Origin of the sequence: Kitasatospora fiedleri (assembly GCF_948472415.1) — a bacterium.
Lineage (GTDB): Bacteria > Actinomycetota > Actinomycetes > Streptomycetales > Streptomycetaceae > Kitasatospora > Kitasatospora fiedleri.
In genome coordinates this window covers 808,965-829,428 of sequence record NZ_OX419519.1, presented here as the reverse complement: position 1 = coordinate 829,428, position 20,464 = coordinate 808,965, and the positions used below count along the sequence as shown (strand labels likewise).

At 73.8% G+C, this 20,464-nt stretch carries 18 protein-coding genes and 2 pseudogenes; 12 read left to right on the top strand and 8 right to left on the bottom strand.

Going from position 1 to position 20,464, the window contains the following annotated elements; all coding sequences use genetic code 11:
- Positions 1-11: 11 nt before the first annotated feature.
- The 4 genes and pseudogenes from QMQ26_RS04195 to QMQ26_RS04180 form a co-directional block, all read right to left on the bottom strand.
- A complete protein-coding gene (locus QMQ26_RS04195; protein WP_100838298.1) occupies positions 12-737 on the bottom strand; it encodes a type 1 glutamine amidotransferase in 726 nt (241 codons plus the stop codon).
- Positions 738-1,015: 278 nt separating this feature from the next.
- Positions 1,016-2,271: pseudogene (locus QMQ26_RS04190) on the bottom strand (MurT ligase domain-containing protein).
- Positions 2,272-2,496: 225 nt separating this feature from the next.
- Positions 2,497-3,861 (bottom strand): GNAT family N-acetyltransferase, encoded by a 1,365-nt coding sequence (locus QMQ26_RS04185; protein ID WP_282204795.1) that lies wholly within the window; start codon positions 3,859-3,861, stop codon positions 2,497-2,499.
- Positions 3,862-3,966: 105 nt separating this feature from the next.
- The gene (locus QMQ26_RS04180) at positions 3,967-5,406 is read right to left on the bottom strand and encodes a pyridoxal phosphate-dependent decarboxylase family protein (protein ID WP_282204794.1); all 1,440 of its coding nucleotides are present in this window, start codon (positions 5,404-5,406) and stop codon (positions 3,967-3,969) included.
- Between the two features lie 338 nt (positions 5,407-5,744).
- Here QMQ26_RS04180 and QMQ26_RS04175 point away from each other — a divergent pair, with 338 nt between their 5' ends.
- Positions 5,745-5,939, top strand: coding sequence for a hypothetical protein (locus QMQ26_RS04175; RefSeq protein ID WP_100834942.1), 195 nt, complete (start codon positions 5,745-5,747; stop codon positions 5,937-5,939).
- Between the two features lie 68 nt (positions 5,940-6,007).
- Here QMQ26_RS04175 and QMQ26_RS04170 read toward each other — a convergent pair whose 3' ends face one another.
- Positions 6,008-6,760 carry an MgtC/SapB family protein gene (locus QMQ26_RS04170; protein ID WP_100838295.1) on the bottom strand — a complete coding sequence of 251 codons (753 nt, stop codon included), beginning with the start codon at positions 6,758-6,760 and terminating at the stop codon, positions 6,008-6,010.
- A 159-nt stretch (positions 6,761-6,919) separates the two neighbouring features.
- Positions 6,920-7,615 carry a class I SAM-dependent methyltransferase gene (locus QMQ26_RS04165; protein WP_404814150.1) on the bottom strand — a complete coding sequence of 232 codons (696 nt, stop codon included), beginning with the start codon at positions 7,613-7,615 and terminating at the stop codon, positions 6,920-6,922.
- Positions 7,616-8,498: 883 nt separating this feature from the next.
- Between QMQ26_RS04165 and QMQ26_RS04160 the strand changes: the two genes are divergently transcribed.
- From QMQ26_RS04160 to QMQ26_RS04140, 5 genes are all read left to right on the top strand, one after another.
- Entirely contained in the window at positions 8,499-9,428 is a 930-nt protein-coding gene (locus QMQ26_RS04160) for a DUF692 domain-containing protein (protein WP_100834940.1), read from the top strand.
- Entirely contained in the window at positions 9,425-10,483 is a 1,059-nt protein-coding gene (locus QMQ26_RS04155; RefSeq protein ID WP_282204793.1) for a hypothetical protein, read from the top strand. Before QMQ26_RS04160 ends, QMQ26_RS04155 begins: the two co-directional genes overlap by 4 nt.
- Complete coding sequence (locus QMQ26_RS04150; RefSeq protein ID WP_282204792.1) at positions 10,477-11,853, top strand: MFS transporter; 1,377 nt, start codon at positions 10,477-10,479, stop codon at positions 11,851-11,853. The genes QMQ26_RS04155 and QMQ26_RS04150 overlap by 7 nt, the downstream gene beginning before the upstream one ends.
- The gene (locus tag QMQ26_RS04145; protein WP_159072982.1) at positions 11,850-12,629 is read left to right on the top strand and encodes a methyltransferase domain-containing protein; all 780 of its coding nucleotides are present in this window, start codon (positions 11,850-11,852) and stop codon (positions 12,627-12,629) included. The genes QMQ26_RS04150 and QMQ26_RS04145 overlap by 4 nt, the downstream gene beginning before the upstream one ends.
- A gap of 82 nt (positions 12,630-12,711) precedes the next feature.
- Entirely contained in the window at positions 12,712-13,041 is a 330-nt protein-coding gene (locus QMQ26_RS04140) for a DHCW motif cupin fold protein (protein ID WP_282204791.1), read from the top strand.
- Positions 13,042-13,106: 65 nt separating this feature from the next.
- Here QMQ26_RS04140 and QMQ26_RS04135 read toward each other — a convergent pair whose 3' ends face one another.
- The gene (locus QMQ26_RS04135) at positions 13,107-14,216 is read right to left on the bottom strand and encodes a hypothetical protein (RefSeq protein ID WP_282204790.1); all 1,110 of its coding nucleotides are present in this window, start codon (positions 14,214-14,216) and stop codon (positions 13,107-13,109) included.
- A gap of 300 nt (positions 14,217-14,516) precedes the next feature.
- Between QMQ26_RS04135 and QMQ26_RS04130 the strand changes: the two genes are divergently transcribed.
- Positions 14,517-14,822 carry a hypothetical protein gene (locus QMQ26_RS04130; RefSeq protein WP_100834935.1) on the top strand — a complete coding sequence of 102 codons (306 nt, stop codon included), beginning with the start codon at positions 14,517-14,519 and terminating at the stop codon, positions 14,820-14,822.
- Positions 14,823-14,868: 46 nt separating this feature from the next.
- Positions 14,869-16,710 carry a glutamine--fructose-6-phosphate transaminase (isomerizing) gene (glmS, locus tag QMQ26_RS04125; protein ID WP_282204789.1) on the top strand — a complete coding sequence of 614 codons (1,842 nt, stop codon included), beginning with the start codon at positions 14,869-14,871 and terminating at the stop codon, positions 16,708-16,710.
- Positions 16,711-16,809: 99 nt separating this feature from the next.
- On the opposite strand, the gene QMQ26_RS04120 is transcribed toward glmS, so the two are convergent.
- Positions 16,810-17,070 (bottom strand): GlsB/YeaQ/YmgE family stress response membrane protein, encoded by a 261-nt coding sequence (locus tag QMQ26_RS04120; protein WP_100834933.1) that lies wholly within the window; start codon positions 17,068-17,070, stop codon positions 16,810-16,812.
- 203 nt (positions 17,071-17,273) lie between these two features.
- Between QMQ26_RS04120 and QMQ26_RS04115 the strand changes: the two genes are divergently transcribed.
- From QMQ26_RS04115 to QMQ26_RS04095, 4 genes and pseudogenes are all read left to right on the top strand, one after another.
- Positions 17,274-17,648, top strand: a complete 375-nt coding sequence (locus QMQ26_RS04115; protein WP_282204788.1) for a ribosome maturation factor RimM — start codon at positions 17,274-17,276, stop codon at positions 17,646-17,648.
- Between the two features lie 358 nt (positions 17,649-18,006).
- Positions 18,007-18,456, top strand: coding sequence for a MarR family winged helix-turn-helix transcriptional regulator (locus tag QMQ26_RS04110; RefSeq protein WP_100834932.1), 450 nt, complete (start codon positions 18,007-18,009; stop codon positions 18,454-18,456).
- Between the two features lie 230 nt (positions 18,457-18,686).
- Positions 18,687-20,044: pseudogene (locus tag QMQ26_RS37975) on the top strand (AMP-binding protein); the annotation flags it as partial.
- Positions 20,045-20,150: 106 nt separating this feature from the next.
- Positions 20,151-20,417 (top strand): acyl carrier protein, encoded by a 267-nt coding sequence (locus tag QMQ26_RS04095; RefSeq protein ID WP_282206412.1) that lies wholly within the window; start codon positions 20,151-20,153, stop codon positions 20,415-20,417.
- Positions 20,418-20,464: the final 47 nt, after the last annotated feature.

Below are 20,464 nucleotides of genomic sequence, written 5' to 3'. Positions count from 1 at the left end.
GGGCCGCCCGCTCACGCCGGGCGGGCCGCGGCGATCCGCTCGGTGCGCAGCGCGTCGTACCAGGTGGTGTCGGCCGGCGGCAGCGCGTTCACGTCCAGCGCCAGCTTGATCAGCATGTCGGCGACGGCGGGGTTGCGGGCCATCACCGGGCCGTGCAGGTAGGTGCCGAACACGGTGTCGCGCCAGGCGCCCTCGGTGCCGTCGCCGGTGCCGTTGCCCCGGCCGACCTGGACGGTGGCCAGCGGGCTGACGCCCTCGCCGAGGTGGGTGACGCCCTGGTGGTTCTCGAAGCCGGTCAGCTGCGGCAGGTTCAGCTGCGGGTCGACGTCCGCCAGCACGTCGCCCACGCAGCGGGCGCCCTCGCCGCGCGCGGTCCACACGTCCAGCAGGCCCAGGCCCGCCTCGCGCTCGCCGAGGTCGTTGACGAACTCGTGGCCCAGGATCTGGAAGCCCGCGCAGACCGAGAAGATGATCGCGCCGTTCTCCGCCGCCCGGACCAGCCCGCCGTCGTTGCGCAGCCGCTCCGCCGCCAGCCGCTGCGGCCGGTCCTCGCCGCCGCCGATCAGGTAGATGTCGCCGCTGGTCGGCACCGACTGGTCGGAGCGGACGTCGATCCGCTGCACCCCGAGGCCGCGCTGGCGCGCCCGCCGCTCCACCACCAGCGCGTTGCCGCGGTCGCCGTACGTCGACAGCAGGTCCGGGTACACCCAGACCACCCGCAGGCTGCTCTCGCTCATCCTCGAAGACCTCCCGAACTGCTGCTGGGACGCGGGCCGCTGCGGCGCGCCCCCGCCGTACTGCTGCTGCGGCGCCTGCTGCTCGTACTGCTGCGGCGGCTGCTGTCCGTACTGCTGGTGCTGCTGCTGGTGTTGCTGCGGCTGACCGTACTGCTGGTCGTACTGCTGCTGCTGTCCGCCGTACTGCTGCTCGCCGTACTGCTGTCCGGGGTGGGGCTGCGGCTGACCGTAGCCCCCCTGGTCGCCGTACTGCGGCTGCTGTCCGTAGTACTCGCTCATCAGGCCACCACGGCCTTGCGCAGCTGCTGGAAGGCGGTGTAGTTGGCGATGGCCTCGATCCGGCCGGCCGGGGCGGCCTCCACCGCCTGGGCGAGCGAGTCGACCACCTGGAACTGGAGGTTGGCGACCTCCAGGCGGACCGCCAGGTCGAGCTTGCGCTGGCCCATCACGAAGATCGGGTGGCCGGACAGCCGCTCGTAGTCGACGTCCCACAGCCAGGAGGTGTCGGTGCCGTCGGCGTCCAGTGCGTTCACCGACAGGACCACCGGGGTGGGCGGGCCGTCGATCAGCGAGAAGGTCTCCAGCCAGCCGGCCGGGTTCTTCGCCAGCAGCAGCCGGATGTCCCGGCCGCGGAACTGCACCACGTCGTAGCGGCCGGCCACCGCGGCCACCGCCTGCATCCGCTCCAGCGCGACCTGCGGGGCCACCCCGAAGACCGCCGCGACGGCGGCCGAGCTGGTGGCGTTCGCCAGGTTGGCGCGGCCGGCAGCTGGAGCTGGATCGGCCAGGCGCCGCGGTGCGGGTCGATCACGTGGGTGCCCTGGAGCGCCCAGTGCGGGTTCGGGCGGCGGAAGCCGCACTCGCCGCAGAACCAGTCGTCGCCCGGGCGCTGCATCACGCCGCCGCAGGACGGGCACGACCAGGCGTCCTCCTTCCACGCCTGCCCGGCGGCCACCCAGACCACCTTCTTGCAGGACGAGGCGGCCCAGGTCACCAGCGGGTCGTCCGCGTTGGCGATGATCACCGCGTCGGTGTCCTTGAGGCCCTCGCGCCACTTCTCGGCCATCATCCGGGTCTCGGCGGCGCGGTCCAGCTGGTCGCGGGAGAGGTTCAGCAGCGCTATGGCCTTCGGCCGGGTGTCCCGGGCGACCATCGGCAGGTACTTCTCGTCCACCTCGATCACGCCGAAGCGGGCGCTGGTGCCGCCGGCCAGCGCGCCGGTGATGCCGGCCGGCATGTTCGCGCCCAGCGCGTTGGAGACCACCGGGCCGGCCGCCCGCAGCGCCTCGGCGATCAGCCGGGTGGTGGTGGTCTTGCCGTTGGTGGCGCTGACCAGGACCACGTCCAGGTGCTCGGTGAGGGTCGCCAGCAGGTCCGGGTCGAGCTTGAGCGCGACCTTGCCGCCGATCACCGAGCCGCTGCCGCGGCCCGCCTTCTGGGAGAGCGCTGCGGCCATCTTGCCGGCCGTCACGGCGATCTTCGCGCGGGCGGGCAGCGAGGCGTCGCGCGGGGCTTCCGAATCGGTGCCTGGCATGCTCAGGGGTTCCTCCTTGCTGCGGCACCGCCCGGGGCGTTCGACGATCCGCGGGCGGCGGGGACGGGCTCAGCCTACCGACTCCCGCCCGCACACTTGAGCAGGGGCGACAACCAGCGGCGCGAGCTCAGCCCTTCGGCAGCAGCGGGGCCCGCCCCCGGGGCCCGGGGCGAGAACGGCGGGGCCCGCCGTCAGGGCTCCTGACGGCGGGCCCGGGCGGGAGCCTCAGCGGGCGGGCCAGGGAGCGGGGAGCTTCTCGGTGGCCTCGGCGAGGTGGGCGGTGATGACGAGGGTGCCGTCCTCGACCTGGTAGTCGAGCGGGGCGGAGAGCCGGCGCATGGTGGAGATCAGGCCGGTGTTGGCGGAGGTGGTGACGGCGTAGACGGTGCGCACGCCCGCCTCCAGGGCGAGGGCGGCCATCCGGCGCACCAGGTCGACGCCCAGGCCGCGGCGCTGCCAGGCGTCCTCGACCAGCAGGGCGATCTCGGCGCCCTCGTCGTCCCACATCAGGTGGGCGAGGGCGACCAGGCGGCCGTCCGAGGTCTCGACGGCGAGGGTCTGGCCGTGGCGCGGGTCCAGCAGGTGGTCGAGGTAGCGGTCGGCGTCCCGGACCGGGCCGTGGTAGCGGCGGCGCAGCGACTCCGCGGAGCAGCGGGCGTGCATGGCCAGCGCGGCGGCCTTGTCCCCGGGGGCGGCCCGGCGGACGGTGAGCTCGGCGCCGTCGAGCCGGCCGATCCGGGCGGCGACCGCGGGGACGCGCGGGCCCAGCACGGTGTCCAGTTCGACCAGGGCGCGGGCCCGGGCGAACTCGGTGGGCGTGAACGGCAGGTGCGGGCGGGAGAGTTCGAGCAGGTCGCCGCCGGGCAGGGGCAGGCGCATCAGGTGTCCCTCCAGGCCGGCCGGGGTGTCGTCGCCGCGGCCGGGGTACTGCCGGATGGTGGCGCGCCCGAACAGCTGGCGCAGGGCGACCGGGAGTTCGGCGGTGTCCAGGGCGGTGCGGGTGGCCAGGGCGAGGACCTGGCGGGGGACGTCCACGAGTTCGTGGGCGTCGGCCTGGTCGGTCCAGATGTCCCAGCCGCCGGCGGCGGCGACGGCCGCGGCCAGCTCGGTGCGGGGCAGCTCCGCCGGGGTGCGCAGGATGAACTCGTCCACGGTGCAGTCGGGCAGCGGGTGGGCCTGCATGGAGACGATGTTGACCCGCAGCGCGGCCAGCGCCGTGCACACCCGGGCCAGGCTGCCGGGGGCGTCGGAGACGCTGGTGCGCAGCCGCCACAGCGCGGTCGGCTCCTCCGGCGCGTTCACCGCCCCGCCGCCCGGCGGTGCGGACGCCCCGGGCGGCCCGTGCGGGTGCCGGTGGGCGAGCCAGCCGCGGAACAGCGCGGTGGCGAGCATGGCCGCGGCGGAGGCGCCCAGCAGCACCGGTCCGTCGTGGCCGTGCACGACGACGTTGGCGACCAGGTCGGCGGCGGCGACGGCGGCGAAGACCGCCGCCAGCTCGACCGTCTCCCGGCGCCAGCGGTGCCCCCGCTTGCGCCGCCGCTCCTGCTGGTCCTCGATGCCGCTGCCGTGGGTGTACGCCATGGTGTCCATGCCTGCATGGTGGCGCTCCGCTGTTTCACGATCACGAATCCCCCGTGACCTGACGGTAAATGTCTCCGCGGGCCCGGTCGGATCGGCGCTGATCCGCGCCCGCGATCAGTTGGACGTACGGCACCGGTCCAGGAGTTCCGCCCCGGCGGACTTCACCTCGTCCAGCAGCAGCCGCAGGTCCGCCTCGGTGGTGGAGGCGTTCAGCAGGCAGGCCCGGAGCATCTCCCGCCCCTGGTGCACGGCGCCGGTGACGAAGACCCGGCCGCGCTGCTGGACGGCCACCGGGAGCAGGGAGTTGAGCTTCTGCACGCCCTCCTCGTCCAGCCCGGCGGGGCGGTGGCGGAAGGCCACGATGGAGGTCTCCACCGGGGCGACCAGCTCCAGCTCCGGGTCCGCGTCGATCCACCCGCCCAGCTGCCGGGCCTGCGCGGTGCAGTGCGCGATGTCCCGGGCGACGCCGGAGCGGCCGCGGTGGGCGATGGACGCCCAGACCTTCAGCGAGCGGAACGGCCGGGTCTGCTCGGTGCCGTACTCGGAGAACCAGCCGAGGTCGCCGGCCGCGTCGTCGCGCAGGTAGGACGGGACGAGGCTGAAGGTGCCGCGCAGCTCCTCGGCGTCGCGCACCAGCGCGCAGCCGCAGTCGACCGGCACGCCCAGCCACTTGTGCGGGTCCAGGGCCAGCGAGTCGGCCCGCTCCATGCCCGCGTAGCGGTGCGCGATGGCCTGGTCCAGCACGCCGAACGCCCCGTACGCGCCGTCGACGTGGAACCACAGGCCCTCGCGCTCGGCCAGGTCGGCGATCGGGGTGAGCGGGTCGACCGCGCCGGTGCCGACGGTGCCCGCGGAGGCCACCACCAGGAAGGGCAGCCGGCCGGCGGCGCGGTCCTCGGCGATCGCGGCCTCCAGGGCGTCCAGGCGGAGGCGCCCCTCGGCGTCGGAGGCGACGGTCCGCAGGTGCCGGGAGCCCAGGCCCAGCAGCTCGGCGGCCTTGCGCACGCAGCTGTGCGCCTCGCCGGTGACGTAGCCGACCAGCGGGGGCAGGCCCGCCAGGCCGTCCTCGCGGACGTCCCGGCCGGCCCGGCGGGCGGCCCGGCCGCGGGCGGCGGCCAGGCAGACGATGGTGGCCATCGAGGTGCCGGAGGTCAGGACGCCGCCGCCGGGCGGGTGCGGGAAGCCGACCAGCTCGGCGATCCAGCGCACCACCGCGCGCTCCAGGTGCACGTCGGCGTGGTCGCCGCCGGCCGAGCTGGGGTTCATCGCGCTCGCGGCCAGCGTGGCGAGCACGCCGGCGGGCTGCGGGGCGGAGTTCACCCAGCCGAAGAAGCGCGGGTTCCCGTTGCCCATCGGGTGCGGCATGATCCGCCGCTCGACGACCTCCAGCAGCGCCGCCAGCGGCGCGCCCTCCTCGGGCAGCGGGAGGTCGAGCAGCGCGGTGCGCTCCGCCGGGTCCATCGGCTGCCACACCGGACGGTCCGGCAGCGCGTCGAGGTAGTCGGCCACCAGGTCTGCGGCCGCCCGTGCGGCCCCGCGGAAGTCGTCGTTCACAGCACAGATCGTAGGCGTGCCCGCCCCCGTGACCTGCGGCGGGTCCGGCGGGGCCCGGCGGGCACCGCGGCGGCGCACCTGCGCGGCCGGGCCGACCGGACCTGCGCGACCGGGCCGACCGGACCTGCGCGGCCGGGCCGGGGGCGACAGCGGCGGTGATCCGCGCCGACAACCCGGCCGCGAGCCCGTGCCCGCGCGCGAATCGGGGGTACAAGCCTCTCGTGGCACCGGGCAGCGACCGGGCGGTGCCGAACCGGCGTCCGACCGGTCGGCGTCCGACCGCCCGGTCCGACCAGGTCGCCGAGCGCGTACCGGCGAGTACCAGCGAGGAGGAACAGGTGGCACAGCAGCAGAGCACCGAGTCGGCAAGGCACTACCTGGACGAGAGCAAGAAGATGATCGAGAAGACCACGGACCCGGGGCAGCGCGCGATCGCCCTCGGCCTGGCCGCCCTGACCCACGCGGTCCTGGAGGCCGGCTCCGACCTCGCCGCCCGGCTCCCCGCGGCCGACGCGCCGGCCGAGGACGCCTGAGACCCCGCCGCCGCCGGGCGGCCGTCCGCACCGGAGGGCTCCACCGCCGGTCCGGCGGGTTCGCGCGGTCAGTCGGTGCTCTCGGTCTCGGAGCCCCACAGGCCCACGATCCCGTCCAGTTCGGCCAGCTCCGCCAGCAGGCGGTACACGTCGCCGGTGCCCTCGATGGACAGGTGCACCTTGGTGCCGCCGGTGTCGGGTCCGGCGTCCTCGCCGCCGTCCTGCGGCGCCCGGTCGACCCGGACGCCGAGCACCCGGAAGCCCTGCGCCGTGCAGTGTTCCAGGGCGCGGCGCAGGGCTCCGCGCCCGGGCAGGTAGAGCAGGCGCAGGTCGGTCGCCGCGGGGGTGGAGATGGCCGGGATGCGGCGGGTGATCAGGGGGTAGCCGCGCACGATGAGCAGGTAGGCGCCGGTCACGGCCAGGGCCAGCACCCACAGCCCGCCACCGCACGCCATCCCGACGGCCGCGGTCAGCCAGACCGTCGCGGCCGTGGTCAGTCCGCGGACGATGTCCCGCCGCACGAAGATCAGTCCGCCGCCGATGAAGCCGAGGCCCGAGACGATCTGCGCCGCCACCCGCGACGGGTCCAGGGAGACGTGCGACAGGCCGAGCACGTTGTTGAAGCCGTGCTGGGAGACCTCCATGAACAGCGCCGCTCCGAGCCCGACCAGCGCGTGGGTGCGCAGACCGGCGCTCTTCTGCTGGAACGCCCGCTCCAGGCCGATCAGCGTCGACAGCACCAGGGCCAGGCCGAGTTCGGTGAGCTGCCGCAGGCCCTGGCCGCTGCCCGGGTTCCACGGCGGTGACGCACTCAGGTGCACGAGCCCCTCCATCGGCTGACGCTCCGTTCGACGATCCGGCCGGCCCGGTCCGGTGCGGGCCGCGCCGGTACCAGCCTGGCACGGCCGTCCGGGGCGGAGGGGGCGCAGACGGTTCACCCCGCCGGACCGGCTGAGAGCGGACCCGGCGCGCGACAGGTCCTAGGCGCGGCGTCCGATCGACACGTGCCAGGCCAGCGGGAGGTGCCGGACGCCCGCCGCGTCGGCGTGCGCGGCGCTGAGCTGCTGCCAGCCGGCGTCGAGGCGGTCCTTGAACTCGGGGGGCTGGACGGCGAACGCCCAGTAGGCGGTGCCGGCCAGCGAGCGCAGCTGCTCCCAGTACTCGGCGGGGGTGGCGGCGGGGACGTCCCGGTCGAAGGAGCGGCGGTCGGCCAGCGGCAGCCCGGCGGCGGCGAGTTCGGCGGTGACCAGGTCGGCGGTGAGTTCGAACGGGGCCATCGCCTCGTCGGGCAGTTCGAAGCCGCTGATCGCCGCGCCGAGCACCGCGCCGCTCAGGGTGAGCACCGGGCAGGACTCCGGTTCGCCCCAGGACTGCAGGAAGATCCGCCCGCCGGGGCGCAGCACCCGTCGGCACTCGGCCAGGGCGGCGCCCAGGTCGGGCAGCACCCAGGCGGTCTTGAGCATGGTGACGGCGTCGAACCGCCCGTCCTCGTACGGCAGTTCGAGGGCGGAGCCGACGGTGTAGGCCAGCCGGTCGCGGACGTCCGGCGCGGCGTGGGCGCGGGCGTTCTCGGTGGCGAGCCGGACGGCGGTGTCGGAGTAGTCGAGGCCGTCGACCCGGGCGCCGGGGAGGGCGGTGGCCAGGGCGGTGGCGAGGGCGCCGTTGCCGGAGCCGATGTCGAGGACGGCCCGGGGGCGGTCTCGGCGACGGTGGCGACCAGGGAGGCGGCGAGGTCGGCGCCGACGTCGCAGGAGCCGTGGCCGCGGGCCTCGGCCACCCGGTTCCAGTGCTGCTGGGAGAAGTAGTCCAACTGGACGTCCATGGGGTCCCTCGTCCTCTCCGGGGCGCGCCCGCCCGGGCGGCGGTGCGTCGGCGGGCCGGCGGTGGTGCGTCGGCGGGCCGGCGGTGGTGTTGCCACATCATGGGCCACCGCTGCGCCCCGCGGGCGGCGTTCGCGGGATTCCGCCGGACGCCCCGGACCGGCCGGAGCGTACGGTTCCGCACGGGTGGGGCGGGCGGGACTCCCGGGGTCGGCCGGTGGCCGCTTTTCGGCCGTGTTCGGGGCGCGGACAAAAGTGACGCCACGTCATTTCCCGTTTTCTGAACGGAAGTTGACCAGGTGTTCCGGCCAGGCGTGCACCCCCCGGGGCGGGCCCGATGTGTGAACGGCGCATGGCTGCGGCGTGTCGGCCGAATGGTGTCCTGCCCGGCCGGGACCGTCTGGTGCCGACCGGTCCCCGGTGGTGGACTTCGGTCGGCGGGAGCACCCCTCGGTGGCCCTGCTGGTCAAGAACCGCTCGCGGCGTGATGCCACATCCCGGGAAGGGGGTGACGCACATGGAGACCACCACGATCATCGTGACCCGCGAGGCCAAGACCCCGCGCAACCCCACCTGCTGAAACGGCGTCTGACGCGGGGCGCCGAGCGCGCCCCCGAGCCATCCGCACCACAACGACGTCGGCAGCGTGCCGCTGCCCCAGCGGCGGTTCTTGATCGCCACGGCCACCGAGCAGCACCGCCCGCACCCGCACACCGCGGAGAACCGGAGGGCAGCACCTTTGAGCGGGCCAGTAGCACCACTGGGCATCGGGCTCCAGTACAACCCCGAGGTCGCCGAGTGGTTCCCCTTCCACGAGTCGCGCATCGACGCCGTCGAGGTCCTGCTCGACACGGTGATCGCGCCGCTGGACAGCCCGCAGGTCATCCTGCCCGACCGGCTCGACGAGATCGACGCCCTGGTGGCGGCCGAGCCCACCGTGATCGCCCACTCCAACTACGGCGCCGAGTTCGGCTTCGAACCGCTGGAGCGCACCGCCGCCGTCCTGCGCCACGTCCCCGCCGCGAAGCTGTTCGGCAGCCCGTGGATGAGCGACCACTGCTTCTACGGGGACGGCTCCTGGTCCGACATGTGGAGTTCGCCGGTGCAGTTCTCCCGCGCCGAGGTGGACCGGCTGGCCGGCCGCGCCGCCCGCCTGCAGGAACTGCTGGGCGTGCCGCTGGCGCACGAGAACGCCGCCTACTACGTGCCCTGCCCCGGCGCCGACCTGGACGAGCCCGACTTCCTGGCCGCGCTGGTCGAGAAGGCCGGCACCCACCTGCACATCGACCTGCACAACATCCACACCAACGCGGTGAACTTCGGCCGCTACACCCTGGCCTCCTACCTGGACCGGCTGCCCCTGGAACGGGTGGTCGAGGTGCACGTCGCCGGCGGCAGCTGGTCCGGCGGCACCTACCACGACTGGCACGACTCCCGGGTGCCCGAACCGGTCTGGGAGACCCTGGAGGACCTGCTCGGACGCTCCCGCCCCGGCGCCGTCGTCCTGGAGGTCCAGGGCCGCGCCCACTCCTCCCGCACCCGCGAACTCGACCCGCTCGCCGACGCCGAACTCATCCTCGGCGACCTGGAACGCGCCGCCGCCATCTGGGACCGGGTCTACGGCCCGCACAGCCGCCGCACCACCGCCGGGACGGAGGCGCGGGCGTGAAGGCCGAACACACCTGGCGGCTGTGGCGGCGCGTGCTGCGCGAACCCGCGCTGGCCGACGCCGTCGTCGCGGGCGACGTCCGGGCCCGCGCCGCCGACCTCGGGCTCACCCCGGCCGAGACCGAGATCGCCGCCGTGTACGCCGAGAACGGCCCCGGCGTGCAGTGGGCCGTCGACGCCTACCGCTACCGCCTGCTGCGCGTCACCCGCGCCGCCGTCGCCGAGGGCGCCCCGCTGACCGCCCGCGCCCTGCGCCAGCTCGGCCACGACCCCGACGCCCTGGTCACCGACTACGTGACGGCCACCGGCTGGGCCGACCGCGGCCCGTACGTCTACACCGTCACCGCCGAGTACCTGCACCGCCTCGACCGCACCCTCCCCACCGGGCCCTCCACCGCCGCCCTGCGCGACGTACTGCGACTGGAACGCACCGCCGCCGAACTGATCGCCCGCAGCGCGACGCCGGGGACGGCCCCGGCGGGCGGCGCTCCGGCCGAACCCGCCCCGGTGGACGACGACTTGGCCGAGCCAGTCGCGGCGGGCGACGCTTCGGCCGGTCCCGCTCCGGAGCCCGGCGCTTCGGCCGAGTCCGCCTCGCGGGGTGGTTCTTCGGCCGAATCCGCCCCGGCGGGCGGTGACTTGGCCGGTCCAGTCGCGGCGGGCGACGCTTCGGCCGGTCCCGCTCCGGAGCCCGGTGCCCCGGCCGGGGCGGCCCCGGCGGGGGCAGGTGGCGGGGAGTACCGCTGGACCGGGCGCGGGGCGGTCGTCCGGTGGGAGCGCGACGTCCTGGGGTGGCTCGCCGATCCGGTCGGGGGCGGGCTCGACCGGGCCCCCGAGCGGTCCGGGGCGGTGCTGGTCCGCCTCGACGGGTCGGCCGAGCTGTACGCCCTGACCGGCATCGGCGCCCCCGCCGCCCGGGTGGCCGAGGGCCTCGCCGCCGGGCTGCCGCTGGCCGAGATCGCCGCCGGCGTCGGACTCGACCCCGCCGACGCGGGCCTGCGCGGCCTGCTCGGCTCGCTGGCCGAGTGGGGCCTGCTGGACGTGGCCCCGTGCTGAGCGTCCGCCCCGCCCGCGCCGACGGCCCGGACCACGCCGGCCGCTCCGGCCGCTCGGGTCTCTCCGGCCGCTACGGCCTGCTGTGGGCGGCGAGCCTGGTCTCCTGCGTCGGCGACGGCGTGCTGCTGACCGCCGGGCCGCTGCTGGTGCTCTCGTTGAACAGCAACCCGACCGTGGTGGCCGGTGCGCAGGTCGCCGTCACCCTGCCGTACCTGCTGCTCGGCGTGGTCGGCGGCGTCGCCGTCGACCGGATGAACCGCCGCCGCCTGATGGCGGGCCTGGACTTCACCCGCAGCGCCCTGCTGCTGCTGGTGGTGCTCTCGCTGCTGGCCGGGGTGGCCCGGATTCCGCTGCTGCTGGTCACCCTCTTCCTGCTGGCCGCCGCGGACACGGTGTTCCGCACCGCCGTCCAGACCACGCTGCCGGCCCTCGTCCCGGCCGAGCGGCTGGTGCGCGCCAACGGGCGGCTGATGGCGGCCGAGACGCTGGGCACCGAGTTCCTCGGTCCGGCCCTGGGCGGGCTGCTGTTCGCCGCCGCGGTCTCGCTGCCGTTCGTGGTGGACGGCGTCTCGTTCGGCCTCTCCGGCGTCCTGGTGCTGCTGGCCTTCGCCGGGCTGCGCACCGCCCCCGCCGAGCAGGCCGCCCCCGCGGCGGCGGGTCAACGGCCCGGGGTGCGCGGGGTGCTGCGGGACGCGGGCGCGGGGCTGCGCTGGATGTGGGGCGAGTCCACGCTGCGCTTCCTGTCGGCCTCCTCCGCGACCATCAACTTCTTCACCGGCGCCACCAACGCCGTGATGGTGCTGTACGCGCACGACGTGCTGCACCTGGGGAAGGCCGGGTTCGGCCTGCTGCTGTCCTGCGCGGCGGCGGGCGGGGTGTTCGCCGGGCTGGTCTCCGGCCGGATCGCCGAGCGGCTGGGCGTCACCCGGGCGCTGGCCCTCGCGGTCGGCCTGCAGGCCGTCGACCAGACGGTGATGCTGCTGGCCAGCAGCCGGCTGCTGACCGTGCTGGCGCTGAGCTGTTCGAGCTTCGCGGTGGTGCAGTTCAGCTCGGTCAGCCTGGCCCTGCGGCAGTCGACCATCCCGAAGGAACTGCTCGGCCGGGTGACCAGCGTCTACCGGATGCTGGCCTGGGGCTCGCTCCCGGTCGGCGCGATGACGGCGGGCCTGTGCGTCGGCTGGTTCGGCCTGCGCTCCACCTTCGCCCTCGGCGCCGTCGCCCTCGCGGTGCTGGCGTTCCTGGTGCTCACCCGGTCCGCCGCGCTCGGACTGGAGATCCCCGCCCCGACCGACCCCCGGCCCCCGGGCCCGCCGCAGGCCGCGGCGTGGGCGGCGGCCGAGGGGACCGACCGCCTCCAGGAGACGCCGTGAGTGAAGCGACCGACAGCCTCCCCGCGTTGACGGCGGACCTGGCCGTGCTGCGGGAGACGTCCGACCTGCTGGACGTCGGCGACGGCATCGTGCCCGTGGACACCCGCTGGAGCTTCTCCGGCGGCACCCCGCAGAAGTTCGACAACCACGTCAGCAAGAGCGTCCCGCTGTACGCCGAGGGCCACGCCCTGATCAGCCAGTGCGTGGAGTTCTTCAGCCGGCGCGGCGGCCTGATCATCGACGTCGGCTGCTCCACCGGCACCCTGCTCGCGCAGATCGCCGCGAAGGACTGCTGCAAGGACGTGTCGCTGATCGGCTTCGACATCGAGGCGGACATGGTGCGGGTGGCCCGCCAGCGCTGCCGCGAGCTGGAGAACGTGACGATCCGCCAGGGCGACATGCTCTCGGTCGACTACAGCGGCGCGAACGCCGTCATCATGTACTACACGCTGCAGTTCCTGCCGCCGGGCGACCGGCAGACCGCGATGAGGATGGTCTGCGACGGCCTGGTCGAGGGCGGCGGCCTGCTGCTGTTCGAGAAGACCCTGGAGCCGGACTCGCGGACCCAGGACATCGTTCAGCAGCTCTACGCGGAGTTCAAGTTCGACAACGGCTTCGACCCCGGCGAGATCTACCAGAAGGCGCACAGCCTGCGGTCGGTGATGGCCCCGCAGCGCAGCGCCGAGACCCACGAACTGCTGCGCCGGGTCGGCTTCACCAGCATCTCCACCATCCAGAAGTACCTTCACTTCGAGGGCATCCTGGCCATCAAGTAGGCCGTCGAGCAGGCCACCGAGCAGGCCATCGAGCAGGCCGTCGAGCAGGCCGTCGAACAGCGGAGAGGGACGGGGAGCGGCGATGAGACTGGACGGGTTCGACTTCACCTCGACGGACTGGAGCGCGGTGCCGGCCGAGGTCAGGCCCGGCGAGAGCGGCACCGTCAGCCAGCGGGTCCGGCACTTCGGCGCGGTCCGGGTGCGGCTGGTGGAGTACAGCCCCGGTTACGCGGCCGACCACTGGTGCCGCAAGGGCCACGTGCTGTTCGTGCTGGGCGGCGAGCTGACCACCACGCTGGACGACGGCCGGGTGGTGGTCACCCCGCAGGGCGCCAGCTACCAGGTCGCCGACGAGCGGGAGGCGCACCGCTCCAGCACCGAGCACGGCGCCACCCTGCTGATCGTCGACTGACGCGCGGCAGCGCTCCCGGCCGGTGGACCGGCCGGGAGCGCTGCCGGGTGCTCGGCCCGGGGTGCTCAGTCCAGGGTGGTGGACAGGCCGCCCGCCGAGCGGCAGTAGCCCTGGATCTCCTTGTCGCCGATCTGGGCGCACAGCCGCCCGGCGGCGCCCGCGCTGGTGTCGTTGACGGTGTAGTAGCTGACCAGGCCCTGGGTGCACGCCTTGCGCTGCCAGGTGTCCTTGGCGGTGGCGCACTGCTGGGCGGCCCAGTCCGGGCGGTCCAGGTTGTACTTCATGGTGCGCGAGCCGGCGCCCCGCGAGCAGTCCTCGCCGCCGCCGGCGGCCTGCGCGTTCAGGCACCACTGGAGGGCCTGGGCGAACGCCTCGGGGTGGTTGGCGTAGTCGTGCGAGGAGAGGAAGAAGGTCGGCGCGTAGAAGAAGCAGGCCGACTGGTAGAGGGCGGGCTGCTCGGGGCACGGGTAGAGCGGCTCGGCGGCCAGCTTGTCGGCGGGGAGGTTGGCCTTGGCCTTCTCGTCCTCCTCGTCGGGCGCGAACAGCTGCATGAAGACGCCCTCGGAGCAGGTGATCCGGCGGCTCTGGCTGGGGAACTTGTCGCACAGCGCGCGGGCGGCCGGGATGTCCTGCTTGGTGACGAACATGATGCCGTGGCCGACGCCGTGGATGCACGGGCCGGTGTTGGCGGGCGCGCACAGGGTCAGGATGTCGCTCTGCGGGTCCTTGGAGTTGGCGAGCATCTCCTCGACCGCGCCGTGCAGGTAGCCCGCCGCGCAGGTCTCGTGCGGGAAGGAGATCACCTTCTGGAAGTCCTGCTGGTAGCGCGCCACCGCGGCGTGCCCGAGCTCGTGCGCGATCGGGTGGCAGAACCGCACCGTGTACGGCTTGTCCTTGGTGATCTTGTCGAGGTCGGCGAGGGCGACGCCGGGGTCGGTGGCGGCCATCTCGGCCATCAGCTTGTTGCGCAGGGTCGACCTGGTCCACACCGCCGGGTCGCCGGTGGGGGAGGGGGACCCGGCGGCGTCGGGCACGGCGCCGGGGCGCTGGCCGCCCGCGCCGGTGGCGGCGCTCGCGGCGGCGGGCTTCGGCGTCCAGTCGGTCACCATGACGGACCCGAGGCCGAGGACGGCCAGCAGGACGGCGGTGACGACGGCGAACACGCGCGGTTGCATGACGGACGTTCCCCCTGTGATCGACACGGACGGTGCACGGCCCATCCTGCGGGGTGACCGCCGGAAACCGGGACAGGGACACCGCCGACGGGGTCAGCCGCCCGCCACGATCACCCGAACACCGCCCGCGCGCCGTCCCTCCGACGGCGGCACCACATCATAGGTGCGCCCCGGGCACCGGTCCGGCCGCCACCTCCCGCTACCTCCCGCCACCTTCCGCCCCGTCGCCGCCCGCCGGAAGGGCGCGTACGGCCGCCGTGTCTAGTGATCCTGCCCGGATTCGGGCAGGATCTTTGGCAAATGGACACTTCACGCCTAGGCTCCCGATCCGGACCTGCCTCACCGCACCCTCACGAGGACCTGCTCGCCCACCTCGCCCGGACCACTCCACTGGCCCCGGGGGAGGCCGCGCGGGTCGTCGCGGAAGTGCTGGCGTACTTCGCGGAGACCACCGAGGAGTACGTCCGCCGCCGTCACGGTGAGCTCCAGGCCCGGGGTCTGACCAACGACCGGATCTTCACCCGCCTCGCCGGGGAGCTGGCCGCCCGCCGGGTGGCCGCCCCGCAGCTGTCGGCGCGTCAGCTGCGGCGGATGGTCTACGGCTGACGGGAACGGCCCCGCCGCCCTCTCACGACTGACAGGAGCCCACGTCATGTGCGGAATCGTGGCCTACATCGGCCCCAAGGACGCCTCCCCCTTCCTGCTGGAGGGACTCCAGCGGCTGGAGTACCGCGGGTACGACTCGGCGGGCGTCGCGGTGGTCGCGCCGGCGACCAAGGGCTCCCCGGCCAAGCTGCGGATCTGCAAGACCAAGGGCCGGGTCGCCGACCTGGCCGCCGCGCTGCCCGCCCGCTTCAAGGGCGGCGCCGGCATCGGCCACACCCGCTGGGCCACCCACGGCGTCCCCTCCGACGCCAACGCCCACCCGCACACCGACAACGAGGGCCGGATCGCCGTCGTCCACAACGGCATCATCGAGAACGCCGAGGAGCTGCGCGCCAAGCTCACCGCGGACGGCGCGGTCTTCCGCTCCGAGACCGACACCGAGGTGCTCGCCCACCTGATCGCCGCGCACCGCGCCCAGGGCGGCGAGCTGGAGGACGCGGTGCGGGCCGCGCTGGGGCTGGTCGTCGGCACCTACGGCATCGCGGTGCTGGACGCCGAGCAGGCCGACCGGATCGTGGTGGCCCGCAACGGCAGCCCGATCGTGCTCGGCATCGGCGAAAAGGAGATGTTCGCCGCCTCCGACGTCTCCGCGCTGGTCCGCTACACCCGCCAGGTCGTCCACCTGGAGGACGGCGAACTGGCCACCGTCCGCGCCGACGGCTTCCGCACCTTCACCGAGGACGCCCGCACCGTCACCCGGCAGCCCTCGACGGTCGACTGGGAGGTCGGCTCCTACGACACCGGCGGCTACGCGCACTACCTGCTCAAGGAGATCCACGAGCAGCCCGGCGCGGTCGAGCGCACCCTCTCCGGCCGGCTCGACGAGCGCTTCGCCACCGCGCACCTGGGCGGCCTCAACCTGGACGCCCGCGAGCTGCGCGAGATCCGCCGGGTGAAGATCCTCGGCTGCGGCTCCGCGTACTACGCGGGCGAGATGGGCGCCCAGCTGATCGAGGAGCTGGCCCGCATCCCCGCGCACTCCGAGCCCGCCTCCGAGTTCCGCTACCGCAACCCGGTCATCGAGGCCGACACCCTGTACGTCGCGGTCAGCCAGTCCGGCGAGACGTACGACACGCTGGCCGCCGTCCAGGAGGTCAAGCGCAAGGGCGGACGGGTGCTCGGCGTGGTCAACACCGTCGGCTCGGCGATCGCCCGCGAGTGCGACGGCGGGATCTACCTGCACGCCGGCCCGGAGATCTCGGTCGCCTCCACCAAGGCGTTCACCTCCACCGTGGTCGCCTTCGCGCTGCTGGCCCTGCACTTCGGCCGGGTGCACGACCTCTCGCCCGCCGACGGGCGGCGGATCGTCGCCGCGCTCAAGGCGCTGCCCGGGCAGATCCGCGAGGTGCTCGACCAGCAGGAGGCGATCGCGGAGCTGGCCGCGGAGTACGCCGACAGCCAGGGGATGATGTTCATCGGCCGGGTCCGGGGCTACCCGGTGGCCCGCGAGGGCGCGCAGAAGCTCAAGGAGATCTCCTACGTCCACGCCGAGGCGTACCCGGCCAGCGAGCTCAAGCACGGACCGCTCGCCCTGATCTCCCCCGAACTGCCCACCGTCGCCCTGGTGCCCGACGACGAACTGCTCGACAAGAACCTCACCGCGCTCGGCGAGATCAAGGCCCGCGAGGGCCGCGTCCTGGCCGTCGCCCACCGCCCGATCGAGTCCCGGCTCGCCGACCACTGCCTGGTCGTCCCCAAGAGCGAGCCCGAACTCGACCCGCTGCTGCTCAACATCCCGCTCCAACTGCTCGCCTACCACGCGGCGGTGGCGCTGGACCGGGACGTCGACAAGCCGCGCAACCTGGCCAAGAGCGTGACGGTCGAGTAGCGGCCGCCCCCCGGTGCGGGCACGCGCCCGGGCACGCGAACGGCCCGGGCGCGCTCCGTGGCGCGGCCGGGCCGTCGATCGTCGGGGTGGGACCGGGGGTCAGGCGCCCCGGCGCGCCCACAGCGGGGTGACCAGCAGGATCAGGACGGCGGCGGCGCCGATCTGGAAGAGGTGCCGAATCCAGTCGATGCCGTTGGTGTCGGCCACGCCGAACGCGCTCGCCAGGGCGTTGCCGATCAGGCCGCCGACGATGCCGAGCAGGATGGTGAGCCACAGCGGGATCGGCTGCCGCCCGGGGATGACCAGCTTGGCCAGCACACCGATCACCAGACCGGCGATGATCGCCCAAAGGATCGACATGGTTCCTCCTCGTCCTACGGATTGACGGCCCCAGCGGCGTCGTGCCGAACGCATGCCCGGCCGACGGCCACTCATTCCTGTGAATTCGCTGGGAGAACGCGGTTGTTCGGCGCGGCATGGAACTACCTCCGGCGGGCAATCGTTCCGGGCGGCCGGCGGCGGAGGGTCCGCCCGCCAGGGGCCGCGCGAGCGGAGGCACCAGCGTGAGCGAACAGCGGGAGGACCTCGACGTGTGGGCGTACCGGGACGCCTCCGGACGTCCGGTGGGCGACCTGGTCGGGTACCACGTGGAGGCGGTCGACGGGCCGATCGGCAAGGTGGACCGGATGGCGGAGGACCTCGGACCGCAGTACCTGGTGGTCGACACCGCGCCGTGGATCTTCCACCACCGGGTGCTGCTGCCGGCCGTGACGGTCCGCCAGGTCGACGAGGAGCGGCGGACCATCACGGTCGACCGCACCAAGGAGGAGATCGGGGCCGCCCCGCCGCTGGTGCGGGCCGAGCAGCACGCCGACCTCGACCTGCGGGCCGAACTGGCGCTCTACTACGGCCCGTTCTACGGCAACCGGCTGCCCTGAGGGCCGTGGGGGCGTTCGATCCGGACGCTGGGACGCAACGGAGTCGGCCCCCCTCGGTGCGACCCGGAGCATGCGGTGATCCCCTCCACCCGTCCGGTCGGAGGGGATTCGGGCCGCTGGTGACGGGCCCCGGACGGTCGGTGATGACCGGGGCCGGCGGAAGGATGGAGTACGACCCGGCGCGGTCGGTGCCGCGGGTCTCCCGAGGTCTTGCGGGCTGGTGATCGGGTCAGAGAAATTGCTTGTACGTGCAAGTCTAATGGGCCCTTAAATCTTCGGGAAAGGAAAATTCGGGGCGCCAGGATCTTGCATGCGCATGTACTCTTCTGCCAGGCGACACCTTGCAACGGAGGCCCCCATGGCAACTTCATCCCACGCGCCCCTGCGCACCTCCGACCAGGCCGCATGGAACCGGGTGCTCTCGCTCCACGCTTACGTGGAGCGGGAACTGGCCCTGGCGCTGCAGCGGCGGCACGGGATCGGGCTGTCGGAGTACCGCTCGCTCGAACACCTGCACCACTCCAAGACGAGCGAGCTGCGGATGCAGGACCTGGCCGACAAGGTCGGCCTGGGGCAGTCGTCGGTGACGCGCCTGGTGGGCCGCCTGGAGACGGCCGGCTTCGCCTTCAAGGACCTCTGTCCGTCGGACAAGCGGGGCGTGTACGCCGTGATCACGGACGAGGGGCGCCAGCGCTACCAGGCCGCCCGCGCCACCTACGCGGAGGTCCTGTCGTCCGCCCTGAACACCTTCACTGCCGACCCCGAACTCGGCCCCACGGTCCAGGCCCTGCGCGCCATCCAGGTCTGACCCGCGCCGGCCCGGCGGCCGGCCGCCCCGACCCCGCCCCGAACGCGGAACGCGTTCGGGGTTTTTGCTTGAACATGCAACTCTTGTGGCCTACGTCACACTCACTTCGCCAAGTACATGCTTGACCAAGCATCCAGTTGGTTCGGTAACTTCAACGTCGACACCGCACGAATTCGAACAGCCGGTCGGCACTCGTCCCGACGGCTGAGCCGACCGCGAGGAATCCCGCCGTGCCATCGTCCCTCCTGGCCGAGACCGTCGCCGCTCACGGCGAGAACCGGCCCCACCACACCGCGCTCCACTTCGACGACCGGGCCGTCACCTACGGCCGGCTGAACGACCTGACCGGGAGCCTGCGCGCCCACCTGGCGCGGCTGCGACTCCCGGCGGGCAGCACCGTGTGCGTTCCGGCGCACAAGAACCCGCAGACCATCGCGCTGCTGCTGGCCGTCTTCCGCGAGGGCCACATCGCCCTCGCGCCCTCACCGAGCCTGGGCAGCGCGGCACTCGAACGCCTGGCGCACCAGGCCCGCGTCTCCCACCTCCTCACCGCCGCCGACGACGGCGCGCTCACCGCGCTGCCGGTACGGGCGGAGCGGAGCGAGGCCGAGGGGTTCGCGGTGCCGGACCCGGCACGGACCCAGCTGCTGCTGACCACCTCCGGCTCGACCGGCACGCCGAAGATCGTGCCGATCGAGACCGCCGGGTTCGACGCCTTCGCCGACTGGGCCGTCGACGAGTTCGCGCTCGCACCGGACGAGACCGCCCTGTCCTACGCACCCCTCAACTTCGACCTCGCCCTGCTCGACGTCTGGACCTTCCTCCGGCTCGGATCGAGCGTCGTCCTGGTCGAACAGCAGCGGGCGACCGACGCCGCGCACCTCGCCGCGCTGGTCAGCCGGCACGACGTCACCTTCGTCCAGGGCGTGCCGATGATGTACCGGCTGCTCCTGGAGGGAGGCGGCACCTTCGCCGCCGTGCGCCACGCGGTCTTCACCGGTGACCGCATGCCGGTCGACCTCCTGCGCCGCGTCCCACCGGCGTTCCCCGGGCCGCCTTCCACAACGTGTTCGGCTGCACGGAGACCAACGACTCCTTCATCCACCGCGTCGATCCCACCGCCGTGGACGGCCCGATGCCCATCGGCCGTCCCATCCGCGGCACCGACGCCCTGGTCGTCGACGCCGAGGGCGCGCGCCTCGACTCGGCGGGCACCGGTGAACTCCTGGTGTCCACGCCGTTCCAGACCGGGGGCTACCTCCGGCAGGACCTGAACGACGCGGTGTTCACCCACCTCGACGGCCGGGTCTTCTACCGCACCGGCGACATCGTCACCCGCACCGCCGAGGGCCTCCACTTCCTGGAGGGGCGCGCGGACTGGCACGTCAAGGTCAGGGGCGTCCGCACCAACCTGCAAGAGGTGGAGAACGTCATCACCGCCCACCCGGACGTCGCCGAGGCGGTGGTCGTGCCGCTGCCGGACCCGCAGGCCGGCGTCCGGCTGCACGCCCACGTCACCCGGCGCCCCGGCACCGACCTCACCAGCCTCCGGCTGCGCACCCACCTGGGCCGGCAGCTACCGCGCCACGCCATCCCGGCCTCGGTGCACCTCACCGCCGCTCCGCTGCCCCGCACCTCGACGGGCAAGCCCGACCGGAACCTGATCAAGCAGAACCTCACCAAGGGAGTGACGCATGAGCACCACCGCCATCGCCGCCGAGGTCCGCGCCTACATCGTGGACCAGTTCCTGGCCGGGGAGGACGTCTCGGACCTCACCGGCCACTACGACCTGCTCGACTCCGGAGTCATCGACAGCCTCGGCCTGGTGAAGCTGCTCGGGCACCTCACCTCCGTCTACCGGCTGCCGGTCGACGACATCGACTTCGGACCGGACGACTTCCGCACCATCGACGCCATCGTCGCGATGATCGCGGACCACCGCCCGGCCGCAGCCGCCTGAGCGACCGCTCCGACGGTCCGGCCTCCGAGCCGCCCGGACCGGCCGCA

What these genes read in the sequence shown, in the direction of transcription:
- QMQ26_RS04195 (WP_100838298.1), bottom strand. Translation starts at nt 737, where the DNA reads ATGAGCGAGAGCAGCCTGCGGGTGGTCTGGGTGTACCCGGACCTGCTG.
- QMQ26_RS04185 (WP_282204795.1), bottom strand. Translation starts at nt 3,861, where the DNA reads ATGGACACCATGGCGTACACCCACGGCAGCGGCATCGAGGACCAGCAG.
- QMQ26_RS04140 (WP_282204791.1), top strand. Translation starts at nt 12,712, where the DNA reads ATGAGACTGGACGGGTTCGACTTCACCTCGACGGACTGGAGCGCGGTG.
- QMQ26_RS04135 (WP_282204790.1), bottom strand. Translation starts at nt 14,216, where the DNA reads ATGCAACCGCGCGTGTTCGCCGTCGTCACCGCCGTCCTGCTGGCCGTC.
- QMQ26_RS04130 (WP_100834935.1), top strand. Translation starts at nt 14,517, where the DNA reads ATGGACACTTCACGCCTAGGCTCCCGATCCGGACCTGCCTCACCGCAC.
- glmS (WP_282204789.1), top strand. Translation starts at nt 14,869, where the DNA reads ATGTGCGGAATCGTGGCCTACATCGGCCCCAAGGACGCCTCCCCCTTC.
- QMQ26_RS04120 (WP_100834933.1), bottom strand. Translation starts at nt 17,070, where the DNA reads ATGTCGATCCTTTGGGCGATCATCGCCGGTCTGGTGATCGGTGTGCTG.
- QMQ26_RS04110 (WP_100834932.1), top strand. Translation starts at nt 18,007, where the DNA reads ATGGCAACTTCATCCCACGCGCCCCTGCGCACCTCCGACCAGGCCGCA.
- QMQ26_RS04095 (WP_282206412.1), top strand. Translation starts at nt 20,151, where the DNA reads ATGAGCACCACCGCCATCGCCGCCGAGGTCCGCGCCTACATCGTGGAC.